The organism is Janthinobacterium sp. 67, from assembly GCF_002797895.1.
Lineage (GTDB): Bacteria > Pseudomonadota > Gammaproteobacteria > Burkholderiales > Burkholderiaceae_D > Janthinobacterium.
Map to the genome: position 1 here is coordinate 5,006,977 of NZ_PGES01000001.1, position 18,504 is coordinate 5,025,480.

At 64.2% G+C, this 18,504-nt stretch carries 21 protein-coding genes; 9 read left to right on the top strand and 12 right to left on the bottom strand.

The window, feature by feature from the left end:
- Positions 1-4 precede the first annotated feature (4 nt).
- Positions 5-1,075: a glycolate oxidase subunit GlcE gene (gene glcE, locus CLU90_RS22480; RefSeq protein WP_092716892.1), complete on the top strand. Its 1,071-nt coding sequence runs from the start codon at positions 5-7 to the stop codon at positions 1,073-1,075.
- Between the two features lie 6 nt (positions 1,076-1,081).
- A complete protein-coding gene (gene glcF / locus CLU90_RS22485; RefSeq protein WP_092716894.1) occupies positions 1,082-2,308 on the top strand; it encodes a glycolate oxidase subunit GlcF in 1,227 nt (408 codons plus the stop codon).
- Here the strand turns inward: glcF and CLU90_RS22490 are convergent.
- The 4 genes from CLU90_RS22490 to CLU90_RS22505 all read right to left on the bottom strand — a co-directional run bounded on the left by CLU90_RS22490 (position 2,301) and on the right by CLU90_RS22505 (position 7,268).
- Complete coding sequence (locus CLU90_RS22490; protein WP_100428945.1) at positions 2,301-4,409, bottom strand: putative bifunctional diguanylate cyclase/phosphodiesterase; 2,109 nt, start codon at positions 4,407-4,409, stop codon at positions 2,301-2,303. The two genes, glcF and CLU90_RS22490, sit on opposite strands and share 8 nt — an antisense overlap.
- A 184-nt stretch (positions 4,410-4,593) precedes the next feature.
- Positions 4,594-5,079, bottom strand: a complete 486-nt coding sequence (locus CLU90_RS22495; RefSeq protein ID WP_092716898.1) for a glutathione peroxidase — start codon at positions 5,077-5,079, stop codon at positions 4,594-4,596.
- A 1-nt stretch (position 5,080) separates the two neighbouring features.
- Positions 5,081-6,220, bottom strand: coding sequence for a PilT/PilU family type 4a pilus ATPase (locus CLU90_RS22500; RefSeq protein ID WP_175539389.1), 1,140 nt, complete (start codon positions 6,218-6,220; stop codon positions 5,081-5,083).
- Between the two features lie 4 nt (positions 6,221-6,224).
- The gene (locus tag CLU90_RS22505; protein WP_092716900.1) at positions 6,225-7,268 is read right to left on the bottom strand and encodes a type IV pilus twitching motility protein PilT; all 1,044 of its coding nucleotides are present in this window, start codon (positions 7,266-7,268) and stop codon (positions 6,225-6,227) included.
- A 70-nt stretch (positions 7,269-7,338) separates the two neighbouring features.
- Between CLU90_RS22505 and CLU90_RS22510 the strand changes: the two genes are divergently transcribed.
- Complete coding sequence (locus tag CLU90_RS22510) at positions 7,339-8,040, top strand: YggS family pyridoxal phosphate-dependent enzyme (protein WP_100428946.1); 702 nt, start codon at positions 7,339-7,341, stop codon at positions 8,038-8,040.
- Between the two features lie 16 nt (positions 8,041-8,056).
- A complete protein-coding gene (gene proC, locus CLU90_RS22515) occupies positions 8,057-8,887 on the top strand; it encodes a pyrroline-5-carboxylate reductase (protein WP_100428947.1) in 831 nt (276 codons plus the stop codon).
- Here the strand turns inward: proC and CLU90_RS22520 are convergent, their stop codons facing one another.
- The 8 genes from CLU90_RS22520 to CLU90_RS22555 all read right to left on the bottom strand — a co-directional run bounded on the left by CLU90_RS22520 (position 8,888) and on the right by CLU90_RS22555 (position 14,020).
- Positions 8,888-9,604, bottom strand: a complete 717-nt coding sequence (locus CLU90_RS22520; protein ID WP_100428948.1) for an anti-sigma factor — start codon at positions 9,602-9,604, stop codon at positions 8,888-8,890.
- Entirely contained in the window at positions 9,601-10,176 is a 576-nt protein-coding gene (locus CLU90_RS22525; protein WP_232731300.1) for a sigma-70 family RNA polymerase sigma factor, read from the bottom strand. Before CLU90_RS22525 ends, CLU90_RS22520 begins: the two co-directional genes overlap by 4 nt.
- Positions 10,177-10,250: 74 nt before the next feature.
- Positions 10,251-10,808: a DUF3455 domain-containing protein gene (locus tag CLU90_RS22530; RefSeq protein WP_100428949.1), complete on the bottom strand. Its 558-nt coding sequence runs from the start codon at positions 10,806-10,808 to the stop codon at positions 10,251-10,253.
- A gap of 90 nt (positions 10,809-10,898) precedes the next feature.
- The gene (locus CLU90_RS22535) at positions 10,899-11,246 is read right to left on the bottom strand and encodes a hypothetical protein (RefSeq protein ID WP_092716910.1); all 348 of its coding nucleotides are present in this window, start codon (positions 11,244-11,246) and stop codon (positions 10,899-10,901) included.
- Complete coding sequence (locus tag CLU90_RS22540) at positions 11,243-11,629, bottom strand: phage holin family protein (RefSeq protein ID WP_046683403.1); 387 nt, start codon at positions 11,627-11,629, stop codon at positions 11,243-11,245. The genes CLU90_RS22535 and CLU90_RS22540 overlap by 4 nt, the downstream gene beginning before the upstream one ends.
- A gap of 56 nt (positions 11,630-11,685) precedes the next feature.
- Positions 11,686-12,042 (bottom strand): glycine zipper domain-containing protein, encoded by a 357-nt coding sequence (locus CLU90_RS22545; RefSeq protein WP_092716915.1) that lies wholly within the window; start codon positions 12,040-12,042, stop codon positions 11,686-11,688.
- Between the two features lie 107 nt (positions 12,043-12,149).
- Positions 12,150-13,004 carry a 4-hydroxybenzoate octaprenyltransferase gene (gene ubiA / locus CLU90_RS22550; RefSeq protein ID WP_035824713.1) on the bottom strand — a complete coding sequence of 285 codons (855 nt, stop codon included), beginning with the start codon at positions 13,002-13,004 and terminating at the stop codon, positions 12,150-12,152.
- A gap of 77 nt (positions 13,005-13,081) precedes the next feature.
- A complete protein-coding gene (locus CLU90_RS22555; RefSeq protein ID WP_092716917.1) occupies positions 13,082-14,020 on the bottom strand; it encodes a hydrogen peroxide-inducible genes activator in 939 nt (312 codons plus the stop codon).
- 134 nt (positions 14,021-14,154) lie between these two features.
- On the opposite strand from CLU90_RS22555, the gene CLU90_RS22560 reads away from it, so the two are divergent.
- The 5 genes from CLU90_RS22560 (at position 14,155) to CLU90_RS22580 (ending at position 18,483) form a co-directional block, all read left to right on the top strand.
- Entirely contained in the window at positions 14,155-14,394 is a 240-nt protein-coding gene (locus CLU90_RS22560) for a DUF3717 domain-containing protein (RefSeq protein WP_100428950.1), read from the top strand.
- Positions 14,395-14,438: 44 nt separating this feature from the next.
- Positions 14,439-14,921 carry a D-glycero-beta-D-manno-heptose 1-phosphate adenylyltransferase gene (rfaE2, locus tag CLU90_RS22565; protein ID WP_092716921.1) on the top strand — a complete coding sequence of 161 codons (483 nt, stop codon included), beginning with the start codon at positions 14,439-14,441 and terminating at the stop codon, positions 14,919-14,921.
- Positions 14,922-15,047: 126 nt separating this feature from the next.
- Entirely contained in the window at positions 15,048-16,532 is a 1,485-nt protein-coding gene (locus tag CLU90_RS22570) for a hypothetical protein (protein ID WP_157808881.1), read from the top strand.
- A complete protein-coding gene (locus CLU90_RS22575) occupies positions 16,529-17,998 on the top strand; it encodes a hypothetical protein (protein WP_100428952.1) in 1,470 nt (489 codons plus the stop codon). Before CLU90_RS22570 ends, CLU90_RS22575 begins: the two co-directional genes overlap by 4 nt.
- Positions 17,999-18,042: 44 nt before the next feature.
- Positions 18,043-18,483 carry a hypothetical protein gene (locus CLU90_RS22580; RefSeq protein WP_092716927.1) on the top strand — a complete coding sequence of 147 codons (441 nt, stop codon included), beginning with the start codon at positions 18,043-18,045 and terminating at the stop codon, positions 18,481-18,483.
- The last annotated feature ends 21 nt before the right edge of the window (positions 18,484-18,504 follow it).

The following is an 18,504-nucleotide window of genomic DNA, read 5'->3' on the forward strand; positions in this document are numbered from 1 at the left end:
TCTTTTGCAAGCAATCGTTGAACAATTCAGGCAGCAGATCCTGGCGGCCAGCGCGGCGGGCAGCCCCTTGCGCCTGCGCGGCGGCGGCACGAAGGACTGGTATGGACAGCAGCTCAAAGGCGAGGTGCTCGACACGCGCGCCTATGCGGGCATCATCGACTATGAACCGACGGAGCTGGTAGTCACGGCCCGCTGTGGCACGCCGCTGGCGGAAATCGAGGCGGCGCTGGCCGCGCGCAACCAGATGCTGGCGTTCGAACCGCCGCATTTCGGCCCTGGCGCCACGGTGGGCGGCGCCGCCGCCAGCGCCTTGTCCGGCCCGCGCCGGGCCAGCGCCGGTGCGCTGCGCGATTTCGTGCTGGGCGCCGTGCTGATGGATGGCCATGGCGAACGCCTGGCCTTCGGCGGACAAGTCATGAAGAACGTGGCCGGCTACGATGTCTCGCGCCTGCTGGCGGGCTCCTTGGGCACCCTGGGCCTGATCCTGGAAGTGTCGCTGAAGGTGCTGCCCTTGCCGCTGCGCGAAGCGACGTTACGCTTGCCTTGCGCGGAAATCGCCGCCTTGCGCATGCTCAATGAGTGGGCGGGCAAGCCGCTGCCGATATCGGCCAGCTGCTGGCATGACGGCGTGTTGACGGTGCGCCTGTCCGGCGCCGAGGCGGCCGTCTCGGCGGCGCTGCAATCCCTGGGTGGCGAAGTGCTGACGCACGATGACGCGGCCGTCTTCTGGCTGTCCGTGCGCGAGCAAACGCACGCATTCTTTGCGGGCGCGGGCAGCCTGTGGCGCCTGTCGCTGCCGCCGCACGCCAGCGCCATGATTTTAAAAGGGCGCCAGCTGATCGAGTGGGGCGGCGCGCAGCGCTGGCTCAAGCTCGATGGCGACGCCGATGCGGCCGGCAGCGTGCAGATTCGCCAGGCCGTGGCGGCCGCTGGCGGCCACGCCACCCTGTTCCGTGGCGGCGACAAGGCCGTGGGCGTGTTCCATCCGCTGGCGCCGGCCGTGGCCACCATCCACCAGCGCCTGCGGCAGGCTTTCGACCCGGCCGGCATCTTCAACCCGCACAGAATGTATTGAGCGCGCATGCAAACCAATCTCGCCGATTTCATCAAGAATACGCCGGCAGGCGACGAAGCCGAAGCCATCCTGCGCGCCTGCGTGCATTGCGGTTTTTGCACGGCCACCTGTCCCACCTACCAGTTGCTGGGCGACGAACTCGATGGCCCGCGAGGACGCATCTACCTGATCAAGCAAGTGCTCGAAGGCGCGCCCGTCACGGCCAAGACGCAGACGCACCTGGACCGCTGCCTGACCTGCCGCAACTGCGAGTCGACCTGTCCGTCCGGGGTGCAGTACGGGCGACTGGTCGACATCGGCCGCAACGTCGTCGAGCAGCGCGTGCAGCGCCCCTTGCGCGAACGGGCGCTGCGCTTCGCGCTGAAGGAAGCCTTGCCGCGCCGCTGGCTATTTACGCCCGTGTACAAGGCGGGGCAGGCGCTGCGTCCGCTGCTCTCAAAAAACTTGCAGGATAAATTGCGCCCGGGCGCGCAAGCCGGCGCCTGGCCCACGCGCCAGCATGCGCGCAGCATGCTGCTGCTCGACGGCTGCGTGCAGCCGGCCATGTCGCCGAACATCAACGCGGCCACGGCGCGCGTGTTTGACGCGCTGGGCGTGCAACTGATCGTCGCGCCGAAGGCGGGTTGCTGCGGCGCGCTGCGCCATCACCTGAACGACCAGGACGCGGCGCTGGACGACATGCGCCGCAATATCGACGCCTGGTGGCCGTATGTGGAAAGCGCGGAAGCCATCGTCATGACGGCCTCCGGCTGCGGCGCCACGGTGAAGGAATATGGCCATTTGCTGGCGCACGATGCGCAGTATGCGGAGAAGGCGCGGCGCATCGCGGCGCTGACGCGCGATCTGTCCGAGATCATGCCGGCGTTTGAAGCGGAACTGACGGCTCTGCTGCAAGGGCGCATCGGAAAACGGGTGGCGTATCACCCGCCGTGCACCCTGCAGCATGGCCAGCAGGTGCGCGGCAAGGTGGAGCAGGTGCTGCGCGCCGTCGGCGTCGACGTGCGCCTGTGCGCGGACAGCCATCTGTGCTGCGGTTCTGCGGGCACGTATTCGATCCTGCAGCCGGCACTGTCGCAGCAGCTGCGCGACAACAAGGTGGCGAACCTGGAAGCGTGCGAGCCGGAGATGATCGTGTCGGCCAATATCGGCTGCCTGAGCCATTTGCAGTCTGGCACGGAGACGCCCGTGCGGCACTGGATAGAACTGATCGACTCGGCCTTGACGGTTAAATAGGTACTTCGCTGTACTGCGCGATGCGCCACTGCGGTGCTGGCACGAAGTTGGCGGCCCACTCCAGCACGGCGTCGGCCGGCATGGGGCGGGCGATGCCGTAGCCTTGCGCCAGGTCGCAGCCCAGCTGGATCAGCCGCGCGCCATGTTCGACGCTTTCCACGCCTTCGGCGATCACCGTCAGGCTGAAGGAACGAGCCAGGCCGATGACGGCGCGCACCAGGTGCAGGTCGTCGCGGTCGTTGAGCATATTGCGCACGAAGCTCTGGTCGATCTTGACGATGTTGGCCGGCAGGCGTTTTAAATACGACATCGACGAGTAGCCGGTGCCGAAATCGTCGAGGGCGAACGTGATGCCCAGCGCCTGGCAGGCGCGGATGATGCGGCGCACGTCTTCGATGTCGTGCAGGGCCGACGATTCGAGGATTTCCAGTTCCAGCATGCTGGCGCGCACGCCGGGAAATTCGCCGAGGATGGTTTCCAGGCGCGAGACGAAGTCCGGCTGCTGGAAGTGGCGTGCCGCGATATTCACGCTGACCACCCAGTGCTTGCCGCAAGCGGCCCAGCGCTGCATCTGCCACAGGGCCTGGCGCAGCACCCATTCGCCGATATCGATGATCAACTCCGTCTGCTCCACCAGCGGCAGGAATTGCGCGGGCGCCAGCACGCCGCGGCGCGGATGCTGCCAGCGCAGCAGCGCTTCCATGCCCACCACCGTGCCGGCGCGCATGTTGACCTTGGGCTGGTAGTACAGCCGCAGTTCGCCATTGATCAGGGCATGGCGCACTTCCGTGCGCTGGTTGTGATGCGTGCGCACTTCTTCATCGAGATTGGTGTCGAAGAAATGGTACTGGTTGCGCCCTGTCAGCTTGGCCTGGTAGACGGCGTGGTCGGCGTGGCGCAGCAGGCTTTCCGTATTCAAGTCCTTGCCCGCGTAGACGGCGATGCCGGCGCTGGCCGTCATGTGCAGCGCCTGCTGGTCGCACTGGTAGGGGCGGCCCAGTTCCGCCATCAGCTGCGTGACGTTCTGTTCGATGCTGGCGATGCTGGCCTGGCCGCACAGCAGCAGGACGAATTCATCGCCGCCCAGGCGCGCCGCGTAATGGATCTGGCCCGTAAAGTCGTGCAGGCGGCTGGCCACCTGCTTGAGGATTTCATCGCCCGCCTCGGCGCCGTAGCGGTCGTTGATGGCCTGGAAGTGGTCGAGGTCGAACAGACAGACGGCCAGCAGGCGCTGGCGTTCGCGCGCGAGGAACAGTTCCTGTTCGAAGCGGGCGGCCAGCGCGGCCCGGTTGGGCAAACCCGTCAGCACGTCATTGTAGTTTTGCCACGACAGCTTTTGCAGGGCCTGCTGCATGTGCACGGTTTCGTTCAGTTGTTCGCCCAGCTGGCGCTGACTGGTTTTCAGCGAGGTCAGCAGTGCTTCGATATCGCCGGCCATGCCGTTGAACGATTGCGACACGGCTTGCGCCTCGGGCGTGGCGCCGGCCGCCAGGCGCACGGCGAAGTTGCCGTCGCGGAAGCGGTCGGTCGCTTGCACGAAGCGCGCCAGCAGCTTGCGGTGCGTGGCCAGGATCAAGCCCAGCAGCACGAAGACGAGCACGATATTGACGGTGCTGAGGACGGCCTGCTCGCGTACCCTGAGCCACACTTGCGCCAGGGGCAGGCCGGGCGTGTAGTGCAGGTCGAGGATGCCGTCGCCACCGTCCGGCAACGCCACCGTCAGGCGGCTGCGGATGGCCGTGATGCCGGCCAGGCGCGCGAACCATGCCGGTACCGTGGCCAGCGTGCCGGCCAGCTTGCTGTCGGCCAGCACTTCGACATGCCCGCCAGCCGTGTCCCAGCGCGCGGAAACGAGGCTGCGGTTCAGCGGCAGGGCGCTGCGCAGCACTTGCCGCACGCTGTCGTGCATCGCGTGACTGTCCGCGTGCACGGCCAGCGGCAGCACGCTATTGGCCAGGAACAGGTCGAGTTGCCGCGCATCGTATTGGTAGCGCGCGTTGGCCAGCGCCGTTTCCGTGCCGAGCAGGGCGTGATAGCGAACGGCGGAAACGGCGAGTATCAGGAAGAAAATAGGAAGAAAGAGGCGGGAATAAATTCCCATCCGCATCCATGAAGATAATATTTTCCCAAAGACTGGCATCGTTTTTTGATCGATATCTGCGAATAATTATGCAAACATTATCACCGAAATTTGCTATTGGAAACACAATATTGATGTCAGGCATGAAATAAGTGCGGATTGATTGATTTCAGCAATTATTGTTTTTAATCAGACCGTTGAATTGCTACTCCAGTAGTAATTGCCGGATGTCGGCTGCCAGGCTGGCCGGTTTGCTGGCCGTCGCGTAGCGGCGAAATACGCTGCCATCCTTGCGCACCAAAAATTTGGTGAAATTCCATTTGATCGACTGCGTGCCCAATATGCCGGGCGCCGCCTGTTTTAATTGCGCAAACAGGGGATGGGTATGCGGGCCATTCACGTCGATCTTGGCAAACAGGGGAAAGGTGACGCCAAAGTTTTTCTCGCAAAAGGCGCCGATTTCCGCATTCGAGCTCGGTTCCTGCTGGCGGAATTGATTGCAGGGAAAGCCCAGCACGACCAGGCCCTGGTCGTGGAATTCGCGGTACAGCGCTTCGAGCCCTTGGTATTGCGGCGTGAAGCCGCAGGCGCTGGCCGTGTTGACGACCAACAATACCTTGCCCTTGTAGCGCGCCAGGTCGATGGGCGTGCCATCCAGTGCCTCGGCCTGGAAATCGTGGATGCTGGTCATGTCAGAGGAGTCCCAGTTTGGTGGTGCCCGTTTGCGGGGCGGGTTCCGGCGCCGTTGCGCCCTTGAGCTTGATCGTCAGGCGCAGGTCGTTGACGGAGTCCGCGTTGCGCAGCGCGTCTTCATAGCTGATGGCGCCCGCCTCGTGCAGGTCGAACAGGGCCTGGTCGAAAGTCTGCATGCCGTGTTCGCGCGATTTTTTCATCAATTCCTTGATTTCGTGCACCTGGCCCTTGAAGATCAGGTCGCTCATCAGCGGCGAATTGAGCAGGATTTCCAGCGCCGCCTTGCGTCCGCCGCCGTCCTTGTTGGGAATCAGCCGCTGCGAAATCATGCCTTTCAAATTCAGCGACAGGTCCATCAGCAACTGCTGGCGCCGCTCTTCGGGGAAGAAATTGATGATGCGGTCCAGTGCCTGGTTGGCGTTGTTCGCGTGCAAGGTGGCCAGGCACAGATGGCCCGTCTCGGCAAAGGCGATGGCATGGTCCATCGTGTCGCGGTCGCGGATTTCGCCGATCTGGATCACGTCGGGCGCCTGGCGCAGGGTGTTTTTCAGGGCCGTGGCCCAGTCGTCCGTATCGACGCCCACTTCGCGCTGGGTAACGATGCAGTTGCCGTGCGGATGGATGAATTCCACGGGGTCTTCGATGGTGATGATGTGGCCATGGCTGTGTGCGTTGCGGTGGCCCACCATGGCCGCCAGCGTGGTCGACTTGCCGCAGCCCGTGGCGCCCACCATGATGACGAGGCCGCGCTTGCTCATGACGATGTCTTGCAGGATGGCCGGTAAGCCGAGCCCATCGAGGGTGGGAATGGCGGTATTGATCAAGCGCAAGACCATGCCTGCCTGGCCCATCTGCACGAAGGCGGACACGCGGAAGCGCCCGAGGCCCTCCGGGCTGATGGCGAAATTGGCTTCGCGGCTGGACGCGAACTCGGCCGCCTGGCGTTCGTTCATGACGGCGCGCACGTAGCCGGCCGCCTGCTGCGCGTCGAGCGCGCCGCCCGCCAGCGGCGTCAGCTTGCCGTCGAGCTTGATGGCGGGCGGAAAGCCGGCCGTGATGAACAGGTCGGAGCCGCCCCGTGCGTGCATGTGCGCCAGCAGCGCGTGCATGGCGCCATAGTGTTCGTGGTTCGTCTGCATGCGCTTATCCGGGGAAGTTTTCAGGCGACTTGGCGGCCGAGCGGGCCGTTTCCGCCGAGATCGTGCCGCGACGCACGAGGTCGGCCAGGCACTGGTCCAGGGTCTGCATGCCCACGTTGCTGCCCGTCTGGATGGCCGAATACATTTGCGCCACTTTCGCTTCGCGGATCAGGTTGCGCACGGCCGGCGTGGCCAGCATGATTTCATGCGCGGCCACGCGGCCCATGCCATCCCTGGTTTTGAGCAGGTTCTGCGAAATGACGGCTTGCAAGGATTCGGACAGCATGGCGCGCACCATTTCCTTTTCCTCGGCGGGGAAGACGTCGATGATGCGGTCGATCGATTTCGCCGCCGACGAGGTGTGCAGGGTGCCGAACACGAGGTGGCCCGTTTCAGCCGCCGTCAGCGCCAGGCGGATGGTTTCCAGGTCGCGCAATTCGCCCACTAAAATCACGTCCGGGTCTTCGCGCAGGGCCGAGCGCAGCGCGTTGCTGAACGAATGCGTGTGCGAACCCACCTCGCGCTGGTTGATCAGGCATTTTTTCGGTTCATGCACGAATTCGATCGGGTCTTCGATGGTCAGAATATGGTGGTTCAGGCGCTCGTTGACGTGGTTCACCATCGCCGCCAGGGTGGTCGACTTGCCCGAACCCGTCGGGCCCGTCACCAGCACGAGGCCCCGTGGACGCATGGCCAGCTCGCCGAAGATGCGCGGCGCGTTCAGGTCTTCCAGGGTCAGCACTTTCGAGGGAATCGTGCGCAGCACGGCCGAGGCACCCCGTTCCTGGTTGTAGGCGTTGACGCGGAAGCGGGCCAGGCCGGGAATTTCGAACGAGAAATCGCATTCCAGCGCTTCCTCATACGCCTTGCGCTGGCTGTCGTTCATGATGTCGTAGATCATGCTGTGCACTTCCTTGTGCTCGAGCGGCGCCACGTTCAGGCGGCGCACGTCGCCATTGACCCGTATCATCGGCGGCAGGCCGGAAGACAGGTGCAAGTCGGAAGCCTTGTTGCTGACGGAGAAAGCGAGTAGTTCGGAGATGTCCATTTATAATCCCTGTGCCTGCATTGATGGGCTGCCTGAAGCGGCCGTGCCCCGTATCCACTAGAAAATGATTATGTCCACAATCGAACTGAACTTGCAAGCCGTCCGCGACGCAATCGCGCAAGCGGCGCTGGAGGCGCAACGCACGCCCGAAGACGTGACCCTGCTGGCCGTCTCGAAAACCTTCGGCGCGGACGCCGTGCTGGACGCCATGCGCGCGGGCCAGGCGGCGTTCGGCGAAAATTATCTGCAGGAGGCGCTCGACAAGATCGCCGCCGTCAAGCTTGCGCAGCCGCAAGGCGCACCCGTCTGGCATTTCATCGGCCCCATCCAGAGCAACAAGACGCGCCCCATCGCCGAGCACTTCGACTGGGTGCATACGGTGGCGCGGGAAAAGATTGCCGCGCGCCTGTCCGAGCAGCGCCCGGCCGGCTTGCCGGACCTGAATATCTGCCTGCAAGTCAATATCAGCGGCGAAGCCAGCAAGAGCGGCGTGACGCCAGCCGAATTGCCTGCCCTGGCGCATGCCGTGGCGCAGCTGCCGCGTTTGCGTTTGCGCGGCCTGATGGCCATCCCCGAGCCGGAAACGGAGCTCGCGCTTCAGCGCGTTGCCTTTGCGCAGCTGCGCGCGCTGTACGAACAATTGAAGGCCGAAGGGCTGGCGCTCGACACCTTGTCGATGGGCATGTCGGCCGACTTGCGCGCCGCCGTGCTCGAAGGCGCCACCATCGTGCGCGTGGGCAGCGCCATCTTCGGTTCCCGCAACTATTCCTGATGAAGAGAGAACAAGCATGACGACAGAATTGAATATCGCCTTTGTGGGCGGCGGCAACATGGCCGCGGCCCTGATCGCCGGCCTGGCCGGCAAGCTGACCCTGGGCGGCAACATCCACGTGATCGACCCCCATGCGCCCGCGCTGGAAAAACTGCAGGCGCAATTCGGCGTCACGACGGCGACTGCCGCCGGTGACGCATTGCGCGGCGTGGACGTGATCGTGCTGGCCGTGAAACCGCAAAGCATGCGTGAAGTGGCGGCGCAATTGCTGCCCTTCCTCGACGGGGAGCGGGCGCCGTTGATCCTGTCGATCGCGGCCGGCATCCGCGCGGCCGACCTGTCGCGCTGGCTCGGCGACTATCCCGCCATCGTGCGCTGCATGCCGAATACGCCAGCCCTGATCGGCATGGGCATCACGGGCATGGTGGCCAGCAGCGGCGTGAGCGAAGAACAGAAAAAGACGGCGGACGCCATCCTGCGCGCCGTCGGCCAGACGGTCTGGCTCGACGACGAAGCCAAGATCGATCCCGTCACGGCCGTGTCCGGCAGCGGTCCCGCCTATGTGTTTTACTTTATCGAAGCGATGCAGCAGGCGGCCGCCGAACTGGGGCTCACGCCCGAGCAGGGCACGCAACTGGCGATTGCCACGTTCACGGGCGCGGCGCAGCTGGCGGCGAACTCCAGCGAACCCGTGTCCTTGCTGCGCGAGAGGGTCACGTCGAAAGGCGGCACGACCTACGCGGCCCTGACCAGCATGGAAGAGAGCGGCGTGAAGGCGGCCATCGTCAAGGGCATCAAGGCGGCCGCCGAGCGGGGGCGCGAGATGGGCGACGAGCTTGCCAAGTAATCAGATGACTTTGACGGCGCGGCCGATATACAGGATCGGCCCAGTCGGCCTGCCTGTCGGCGAGCCTGTTTGCGGCTCCAGCGTGATTTCAAACAGTTGATCGGGCTGCAGCGGCGGCAGCTTGTCCAACGTCAACTTGAGGCTTTGCCCCGGCGTGACGAGGCCCAGCGAGACGGGGGCGCCCCAGTCCTTGCCCTTGGTCCAGAATTGCAGGGCCTTTTGCTGCGGCACGGCAGTCGGCCCCAGCGGGATCAGGCTCAGGTCGCGGTTTTTGCCGCCGCGTCCGCCCGCCTGTACGATCCAGCCCGGCGATTTATCCTGCGGCGCCACCAGCACCACCAGGTAGCCGGGTCCGGCTGGCGCTTGCAGTTGCGTCGTGGCCAGCACGGCCAGCGCGGCCGTGGCCGCCAGGCCGCCGCCGGCCAGCAGTCTCCAGAAGGCCAGGCTGTTCCACCACGCCTGCCAGCCGCCCGCCTGCCGCACGGCTTTCGGCGTGAACAGGCTGGCGCTGATGCGCGGCCACAGCTGGGCGGACGGCGCTTCGGGCGGCGCCAGGGTTGTCAATGGCAGCAGACGTTGTTCCCAGGCGTCGACGGCGTCGCGCAAGGCGGGCTCGCGTGGCAAACGCTGTTCCACTGCCGCGCGTTCGGCCAGCGCCAATGTGCCCAGCACGTATTCGCCGGCCAGTCTTTGCAGTTCTTCGTCGCTGTCGATCATTGCATGCACTCCCGCAAGGCGGCCAGGCCCCGCTTGACCCAGGCCTTGACGGTTCCCAGCGGCGCTTGCAGGCGCTGCGCGATTTCGCTATGGGAACAGCCATCGACATAGGCGTACAGGATGCTGTTGCGTTTGCCTTCATCCAGGTGGCCGAGGCAATCATGCAGCTTGCCCAGGTCCGCCTGGTCGGCATAGGCCTCGCCCGTATCATGGCCTAGTCGTTCGTGCAGCAGGGTTTCCACGGTATCCTCGTCGGCTGACAGTTCATGGGCGCGGGCACGCACCACGTCCAGCGCCTGGTGCCGCACCACCACATAGATCCAGCCCTTGCCGCTGCCGCGCGTGGCGTCGAAACTGCCGGCGCGGCGCCAGATGTTCAGGAAGGCGTCGTGCAGCACATCTTCGGCCAGAGCCCGCTGGCGCACGATGCGCAGGGCCACGCCCAGCAGGTAGCGGCTTTCCTGCTGGTACAGGCCATGCAATGCCTGCTGCTCGCCCCTGGCGCAGGCGCGCAGGGCGGCATCGTAATCGTAAGGGGCGGCTGGCGTTGGCAAGGTTGGCGCAATCGTCAAGGTTTAACGGTTAGCAAGTTTTCAATGCCGAGTATAGGCCAGAATCCAGCTTGCCAACCGTCAATTTAACGCTGTTATGCTGCTTTCCAGAAGATGTAGTCAGCCTGGTAGGGCACCCATTGTTTGGCGCCGATGGATTCCATGCCGCAGGGGCTGCTTGGCGCCACGCCACCGCTGGTGGCCACGCGCTGGATGTAGCTGACGCCCTGCATGGCGCCGCTGCCCGTGGCCGGGTTGGCTTTTACCAGTTGATACGGGATGTTGCCCGTGCCGGCCGGCGCCACGGCCACTTGCGTCGCCGTCACCTTCGAGCCATCCAGGTTGGCCCAGGTGGCAGGTGGGCCGACGTAGGTGCCGACCTGCATGCCGCTGCGGTCGTTCAAGGCCGCGTCCGGTCCCACGAAGACCCATTCATGGCCCGTCATGTCTTTCTTGGCCTTGCATTCGTAGGCGATCTTGCCCACGCCTACCGTCTGCATGGCCACCTGGTGGCCATCGGGCACTTTCACGGCGTTGGGCAATTGCTCCTGCGAATAGCGCGCGCTCATGGGAGCGCAGGCGCTCAGCAGCAGGGCGGCACACAGCACGGTGAGGGAAGGGGCGGTATGGCGTGGGGCGATGATGGCATGCATGGCGGACTCCTGGTAGTTGGCTCAACCGGCTGGTTGATATCATTACTACGCAGGGGTTTGCCATTTGGATGCAGCCAGGAAAAAAATAATTTATTCCGGCGTTTCTTTCTTGCTGAAACGCTGCGCCAGTGCCAGCACGACGGGCATGGCGGTGGTGGCGTGCTTGAGCAGCGCGCCGCTAGCCCGCAGCAGCGGCAGGAAACGGCGCGGACGCACGAGCACGAGGCCCAGCACGGCGCCCCCTATCATCAGGGGAATTTTGAAGCGCGTGGCCAGGGTGTGGCGCAGATTGCCGCCCGTGAGCGGTTCCAGCAATTGCCGCGTCTGCACGCCCAGGGCCAGGCGCTGCAGCGCGCATTCGGCCAGCAGCGCATCGCGCCGCTGCGCCAGGCTGGCGGCCGTATGCACATGCGACAGTTTGGTGGGATGCGTGGTCATGGCCGCTCCGATCCCCGGCGGGCCAGCAGTTGCAGCTCGTCCAAGTCTTTGTTCAGTTCGGAAAGTGTGAAGGACAGCAGTTTCGGCTTGCTGCGGAAACTGGCGCGCACGCCCAGCAGGGTAGCGATGGCGGCGACGATGAAGACGGCGGCCGTGATGGCGATGGCGGCGATGCGGTGCGTATCCCAAAATAATACGATGACGAGGAACACGATCAATACGAGGCCGACGAACAGGCACAGCAGTGCCAGCATGGCCAGCGCCAGATAGGACAGGAAGCGCAGCGACTCTTCTTCCATTTCCACGGCCGCCAGGGCCAGACGGGTCTGGACGATGGCGGCGAGGGTCGCTGCGACTTGGGCGACATGGTGCACGATAGCCATATGCTGCCTTTCGCGTCAGGAGACGGCCTATGCCGTCGGTGCTGCGTCGGTACTAACTAGCGGCGTGACGAGGAAAGCAGCAGGCCGAACAGCACACCCACGACGGCGCCCGCGCCCACGGCTTTCCATGGATTGTCCTGCACGTATTCGTCGGTGGCCTTGGCCGCCTTCTTGGTACGTTCGAGCAAATCTTCTTCCAGCTTGATCAAGTCTTTCTTGGCCGTTTCCAGGGTGGCGATGAACTTGTCCTTGACGGCTTTGACATTCTCGCCCGTCTGATCCTTGGCGCCATCGAGCCAGCCTTCCGCTTCGTCGATGACGTTCTTCAAGTCGCCGACCAGTTTGTCGCGCGCCTTGTCGGCGTCGGCGAGGATGCTGTCGTTGCTGGATTTTCCGGTATGTATCGAGCTCATGTATTACCTCTTGGAAGTGAAACTGCACAGTGAAATACCAGTGTAGGCAGCTGCGGCCAGGCTGTCTTGCGCCGCCTCAAGGGCTACCGCGGCGCAAGGGGTATTGCTTAACGGAAAGCAAAGTCCAGTACGACGCCTGCAAACACCGCTGCTCCTAGCCAGTTATTATGCCGGAATGCCGCAAAACACGGCATACGCTCGCGTGCGCGGATCAGGGTGTAGTGGTAAACGGCGCAGCCGGCCGCCACCACCAGCCCCGCGACGAACCAATAACGCAAGCCCAGGTACCAGCCGCATGCGAGCCACAGCAGCAGGAAAACGGCATAGCAGAACATGACGATGGCCACGTCGTAGCGGCCGAAGGTGATGGCCGACGTCTTGATGCCGATTTTTAAATCGTCGTCGCGGTCGACCATCGCGTATTCCGTATCGTAGGCCACGGCCCAGAAGACATTTCCCAGCAGCAGCAGCCAGGCGACGACGGGCACGGCATCCGTGATGGCGGCAAAGCCCATGGGGATGCCGAAGCCGAAGGCGATGCCGAGATACGCTTGCGGAATGGCAAAGAAGCGCTTGAAGTAGGGATAGGTGCCGGCGATGATGACGGCCGCCACGGACAGTTGCTTGGTCAGCGCATTCAGGGGCAGGATCAGGCAAAAGGCCAGCACGGTGAGCACGCCGGCCACGGCCAGCGCTTCCTTGCCACTGATGCGTCCGCTGGTGATGGGGCGCTCCGCCGTGCGCTTGACGAATTTGTCGATATCCTGGTCGGCGTAGTCGTTGATGGCGCAGCCGGCCGAGCGCATCAGGAAAGTGCCGAGAGTAAAGATGAGCAGCAGCCGCCAGTCCGGCACGCCCTGCTGCGCCAGCCACAGCGCGCACAGGGTAGGCCACAGCAGCAATACGGTACCGATAGGCTTGTCCAGCCGTATCAGGCGGAAATACAGCGCCAGCTTGTTCATGGAAGACTCGATCTTGTTGAAGAGAAAGGTCGATTATCGCAAATAGTACGTAAATGTACTATTTTGCGCCTGGGGCGCTAGTCGTCGTCTTCGCACAAGGGGGTGATGCCGGGCAAGTTGCAGCTGGCGATGGCCGCGCACAGGGCGTCGATGGCCGCCTTGCGCGTAAAACTCTTGCGCCACAGCATCACTACCCGGCGCGATGGCACGGGTTCCGCGAACGGCCGGTATTCGAGCATGCCGTCGGTGGCGTGCATATTGGCGACGGAGGCGCGCGGCAAGACGGTCAGGCCGATGCCGCTGGCCACCATGTGGCGGATGGTTTCCAGTGAAGAACCTTCAAACGTGCGCTGCATGCCGTTGCCGGGCGAGGAAAAACGCGCCATTTCGGGGCACACTTCCAGCACCTGGTCGCGGAAACAGTGGCCATTGCCCAGCAGTAGCATGGTTTCCGATTTCAAATCCTGCGCGGCGATTTTGTCGCGCGCCGTCCATGGATGCTGGCGCGGCATGGCCACGACGAACGGTTCGTCGTACAGTTCCTGCATGGCCATGCCGTGTTCGGGCAGGGGCAGGGCCATGATGGCCACATCCAGTTCGCCCTGGCGCAGCAATTCGAGCAGGCGTACCGTGAAGTTTTCCTGCAAAATCAAGGGCATCTGCGGTACCTGGTCTATCATGGCCTTGACCAGGGGCGGCAGCAGGTAGGGGCCGATCGTGTAGATCACGCCCAGGCGCAGGGGACCGGCCAGCGGGTCCTTGTTTTGCTTGGCGAGTTCCTTGATGGCGGCCGTCTGTTCCAGCACGCGCTCGGCTTGCGCAATGATCTGCGCGCCCAGAGGGGTGACGGAGATTTCCGCGCCGCCCCGTTCGAACAGGACGACGCCCAATTCGTCTTCGAGTTTTTTGATGGCCACTGACAGGGTGGGCTGGGCAACGAAACAGGCTTCGGCGGCATGGCCGAAGTGCTTCGCTCGCGCGACTGCAACGATATATTTCAGTTCAGTCAGTGTCATAGCTTGATTGAAACACAGGAAGTACTTACTTGCAATGAATGAAAGGTGGCGCAAACGTGAAACTGTCGCGTCGATGGCGTATTGTAGCGGATCGCCCCCTATAATGCGGGACCGGGCGGCGGAGGGAGAGGGCAATGGAATTGCAGATACAGGCGCTGGAAGCGGCAATCAATTACTGGCGTGTCAGGCAACCGGCGCGCGGCAATGAATATGCGCTGTCGCCGCCCGTCAGCCGACTGGCCCGCGTGTATGCGCTGATGATTTATTACCGGCAAGATCGCATCGCCGAAGAGGGCCTGGAACCGGCCATCCTGGCCTTGATCGATGCCTGGCGCCGCGATGGCGGCGGCATCCAAGGCGATAGCCACGCCTGAACGTGAGCATGTCGTGACCGTATTTAACCCAACAAGAGATATCCATGCCTGACTTTGAAAACAAACTGTGCGGCCGCGACGAACTGCGCGCCCGCGCGCAAGCGCTGCCGAAACCGGTGGTGGTGACCAACGGCGTGTTCGACATCCTGCACCGCGGCCACGTGACGTATCTGGCGCAGGCGCGCGCGCTGGGCGCTTCGCTGATCGTTGCCGTGAATACTGATGCTTCAGTGAAACGTCTGGGCAAGGGCGACGACCGTCCCCTGAACAATTGCGAAGACCGCATGGCCGTGCTGGCCGCGCTGGAAGCGGTGAGCCTGGTCGTGCCGTTCTCGGAAGACAGCGCCCTGGAAGTGGTGCAGGACATCGAGCCGGAAATCTATGCCAAGGGCGGCGACTACGATATGGCGGCCATTCCCGAAGGGCGTGCCGTGCTCGCGTATGGCGGCCAGGCCGTGGCCATCGATTTCGAGCACGACCGTTCGACCACCAAGCTGTTGACGAAAGTGCGGGCGCAGCAGGGCTGAAGGCCGCCGTCAATGTTTCCATACAGATAAAAAGACGTTACTATGAGAACTGCCAGCGCTGCGACTTCGTTTCGACAGCCCCAGCACGTTACACCGTCTGATTGCATCGTTTGTCATAGAAAATAAATGGATCATAAAACTTCTGGGGATTGGCCACTGCCCTCCGGCGCCTGGTACGTCGATGACGAGGGCGCATGGAGCATGCAGCGCAGCGCGGACGGCCAGAACGTCTCGCCCTTGGTGAGCGATGCCGATATCGGCAAGCTGATGCTCGCGCGGCGCCTGCCCGCAGCCGCCGGCGCACCCGTGCGCCAGTTTCCGCCCGAATTCTCGTTCGACCCCGCTTCGGGCGCGGCCTTGCAAGTGCCGCCCGACACTTCCGCCACGCCGCCGTGGGTGCCGCCGTACGGCGCTTATCCCGTCAGCGACGTGCCGCCGGCCGGCCCTGCCGGCTTGCGCCAGGCCAGCGTGCCCCTGAAACTGGCCGACCAGCGCGCGCGCGAAGAGCATGCGCAGGCCGATGCCTCGCTACCCATGCCGCCGCCCGGCGAATACGAATTCTTTTCCGCCCAGTTCGGCACCAGCGCGCCCGCGCTGCTGGCGCTCGACCCGCGCAAGGCCGTCCTGCACGCGTGGCTGCCCGCTTCGAAACGCTGGCTGGCGCTGGACCCCGACTATGGCAGCCTGCTGGCCGAATCGGACCTGGCCCACGGCGCCTGGCGCGCCGAGCTGGTGCCGGAGTTCAATAGCGTGCTGGTCTTGCCGACCAGCCATGGCCTGGCCTGCATCCGTCCCGACGTGCCTTCGCTCACCTACGTGGTCGAGCACGTGGGCGGCGCGCCGTGCGTGGCCAGCCCCGTCTGGTTCCAGAACCGCCTGTGGGCGCCGCTGCGCGACGACGATGGCCGCATCCGCTTCGTCAACCTTGATGCCGCGCAAAAGCCGGGCAGCGACGTACTGCTCGACGGTGTGGTCGACCTGGGCACCGTCAGCGCGCCCGTGGCCTACAACCGCATGGCCGTGTGGCCCTGCGCCAACGGCCAGCTGCGCTTGCAGCTGCAGCCGGACGGCAACGTGGCTGCGTCGTTTACGCCCTGGCCCGAAGGGCTGGTGCCGCATTTCGAATTCGGCAGCCCCTACGTGTCGCGCGACGGCGGCCTGTGGCAGCTGTGCTTCGAGCGCAGCCGCGGCACCTATGTCTACGTGAAACTGGGCGCGCAGGCCGAACGGGCCGACGCGCTGGCGCCGCGCCTGTGTTCGGGCAGCTTCAATTACCGCTTCGCCACCAAGCTGAAAACGGCGCCGTGGGAAGAGCCGGAACACGGCGACGATGGCGGCAAGAACCAGGCCGTCATGCCGCTGCTGGAATCGAGCGTTGGCAACAGCGTCTTCGGCGTCAAGTTCGCCACCAGCGCCGGCCTGTCGAGCGTGCTGCGCTCGAACGAGCGCCTGGCGGCCCAGCTGGTGCAGGACGACGAATTGCGCGAAACCGTGTTCCACACGTTCGCCGTCAGCGAGCCGTGGCGTGTGCGCCTGTTTGTCCATGAAGGCATGCTGTGGGCGTACCACCCGCTGCTGTCGCGCATCGATGGCTGGGCCTTGCAGGCATGAAAGCGCGCATCCTGATCGCGGCCTGCGCCGCTTTGCTCAGTGCGGCCGGCGTGCAGGCGGCCGGCATCCAGCAAGCCTTTCTCGTGCAAAACTCGGGCTGGATGGAGCCGTTTTACACGGATGAACATTCGCAGCTGAAAGCCCTCGTGGGCGCCGTGGCGCAGGCCGCCACCAGCCCGTCCGATAAAGTCTACACCCTGGCCTTCAGCCAGAGCAGCGGCAGCAATGTGTCGCCCTCGCTGATCGGGCAGGGGCAGGGCGGCGCCGGCGTGGCGGGCCAGCTGGCGAACTTGGGCCTGGCGCGCAAGAGCGCCGGCGGCGCGCTGGCCGATACGGATTTCCAGGAAGCCGTCACGAAGACCATCACGGGTCCTTTCCAGTCCGCTTCCGGCATCGTGTGGATATTTACGAACAACAAGAACAGCCCGAACAACGACAGCCAGACGGCCGAGCGCAACCGCGACTTTTACCGGCTGCTGCACTTGGAACCGTCGATCACCAAGACGGTGGTGTTTCCGTTGCGTATGCCCGTGCAGGGCAAGCTGTACAGCGCCAAGGGCTTGATGGTGTATGCGCTCGCCTACGGCCAGCCGGCGTCCGAGGCGTTGAACCGCATCCTGGCCGAAGGGCGGCTGTCGCAAGTGCTGACGCGCCCGCCCGCGCGCCTGAAACCGGTGGACCAGGATGCCGTGCGCATCGTGCCGCAGTCCGTCAAGAACAGCGCCAATGTGCACGCCAGCCTGGGCCGCGACGGGCGCACCATCGTGCTCGACGTCGATGCGGCGAATCTGGTGCCGCAAGTGGTGCTGCAGGCGTCCCTGCAAAACATGTTTTTCCCGTACGTGATCGACAGCGCCAAAGTGCACGCCAGCCTGGCTGGCCGGAACGCGCCCCTGCACGTTGCGCCGGATCAAATCCGCCAGCTGCAGCCGGGCGCCAGCCAGTCCGTGCAGGTACAGTTTGCGCTGCCGATGGCGCAAATCCCGTCGCCATGGTCGGCGCAGGCGATCGCCGCCATGGGCAAGCAGGTGATGCTGCCCATGCAGGCGCAGGTGGGGCTGTCGGAACAGCGGCTGGCGCTCGCGTCCAGCTTCGGCAAGGATTTGCAGGAACTGTTCCCCGGCGACCCGATCTCAAGCATGTTTACGCCACCCGACAGCGTGCGCGCGTCGCAGGCAACGATACCGCTGCTGGTGCGCATCCAGTATCCGCTGCTGCCCGTGCTGGTGATACTCGGCGGCGTGCTGGCGCTCGTGCTGGGCTTGCTGGCGCTGGGTTTGCTTGGCACGCGCGCCACGCGCTACAAGGTGATGGCCGACGGCGTGCAGCGGCAAGTGTTGTTGAAACCATTTAAAAGCGTGCAGATCCGCGACGATGACGGCCGCGACATCGGCGAACTCAAGCGGGGCCTGGGCAAGCCGGCCGTCGTGCGCGTGGCCGAGGGCCATACCCTGAGCCTGGCCTGAACACAGATTCCTTTTTAATTAGTCAAATCCACCAGAGGCATACCATGGCGCAAGACACTCCCAAAGACAACGCAGGTTTCACTTTGCCAGCCCCGGCGTCCGCGCCGCCCGCCGCCGATGCACCTGCTGCCGGCGCAGCCGCCACCACGGCCACGACCGAACCTGCGCCCGCGCTCGACCCCGCCAGCACGACCGACACCTCGTCGCGCGACACCCTGATCGGCGGCGTCGTGCTGTTGCTGCTGTTCATCGCCTTTTTCTTTGCCAAGAATGCCTATGCGAATGGCCTGGTCGCCAAGCGCGTGCCGCCGAACAAGGCCAATGCCTCGGGCTGGTGGTTGTTCATCTTCCTGGCCAGCCTGGCGACCGGCGTCGTGCTGGCCGCCGTGAACGCGCATAAATTCCTCGCGCCATTGTTCATGGGACCGCTGGTGCTGGTGGGCCTGGTTGCGTTACTGTTGACCTTTACTTCCAGCCGCCGCTAAGCACGCCGTAACACGTTTTAT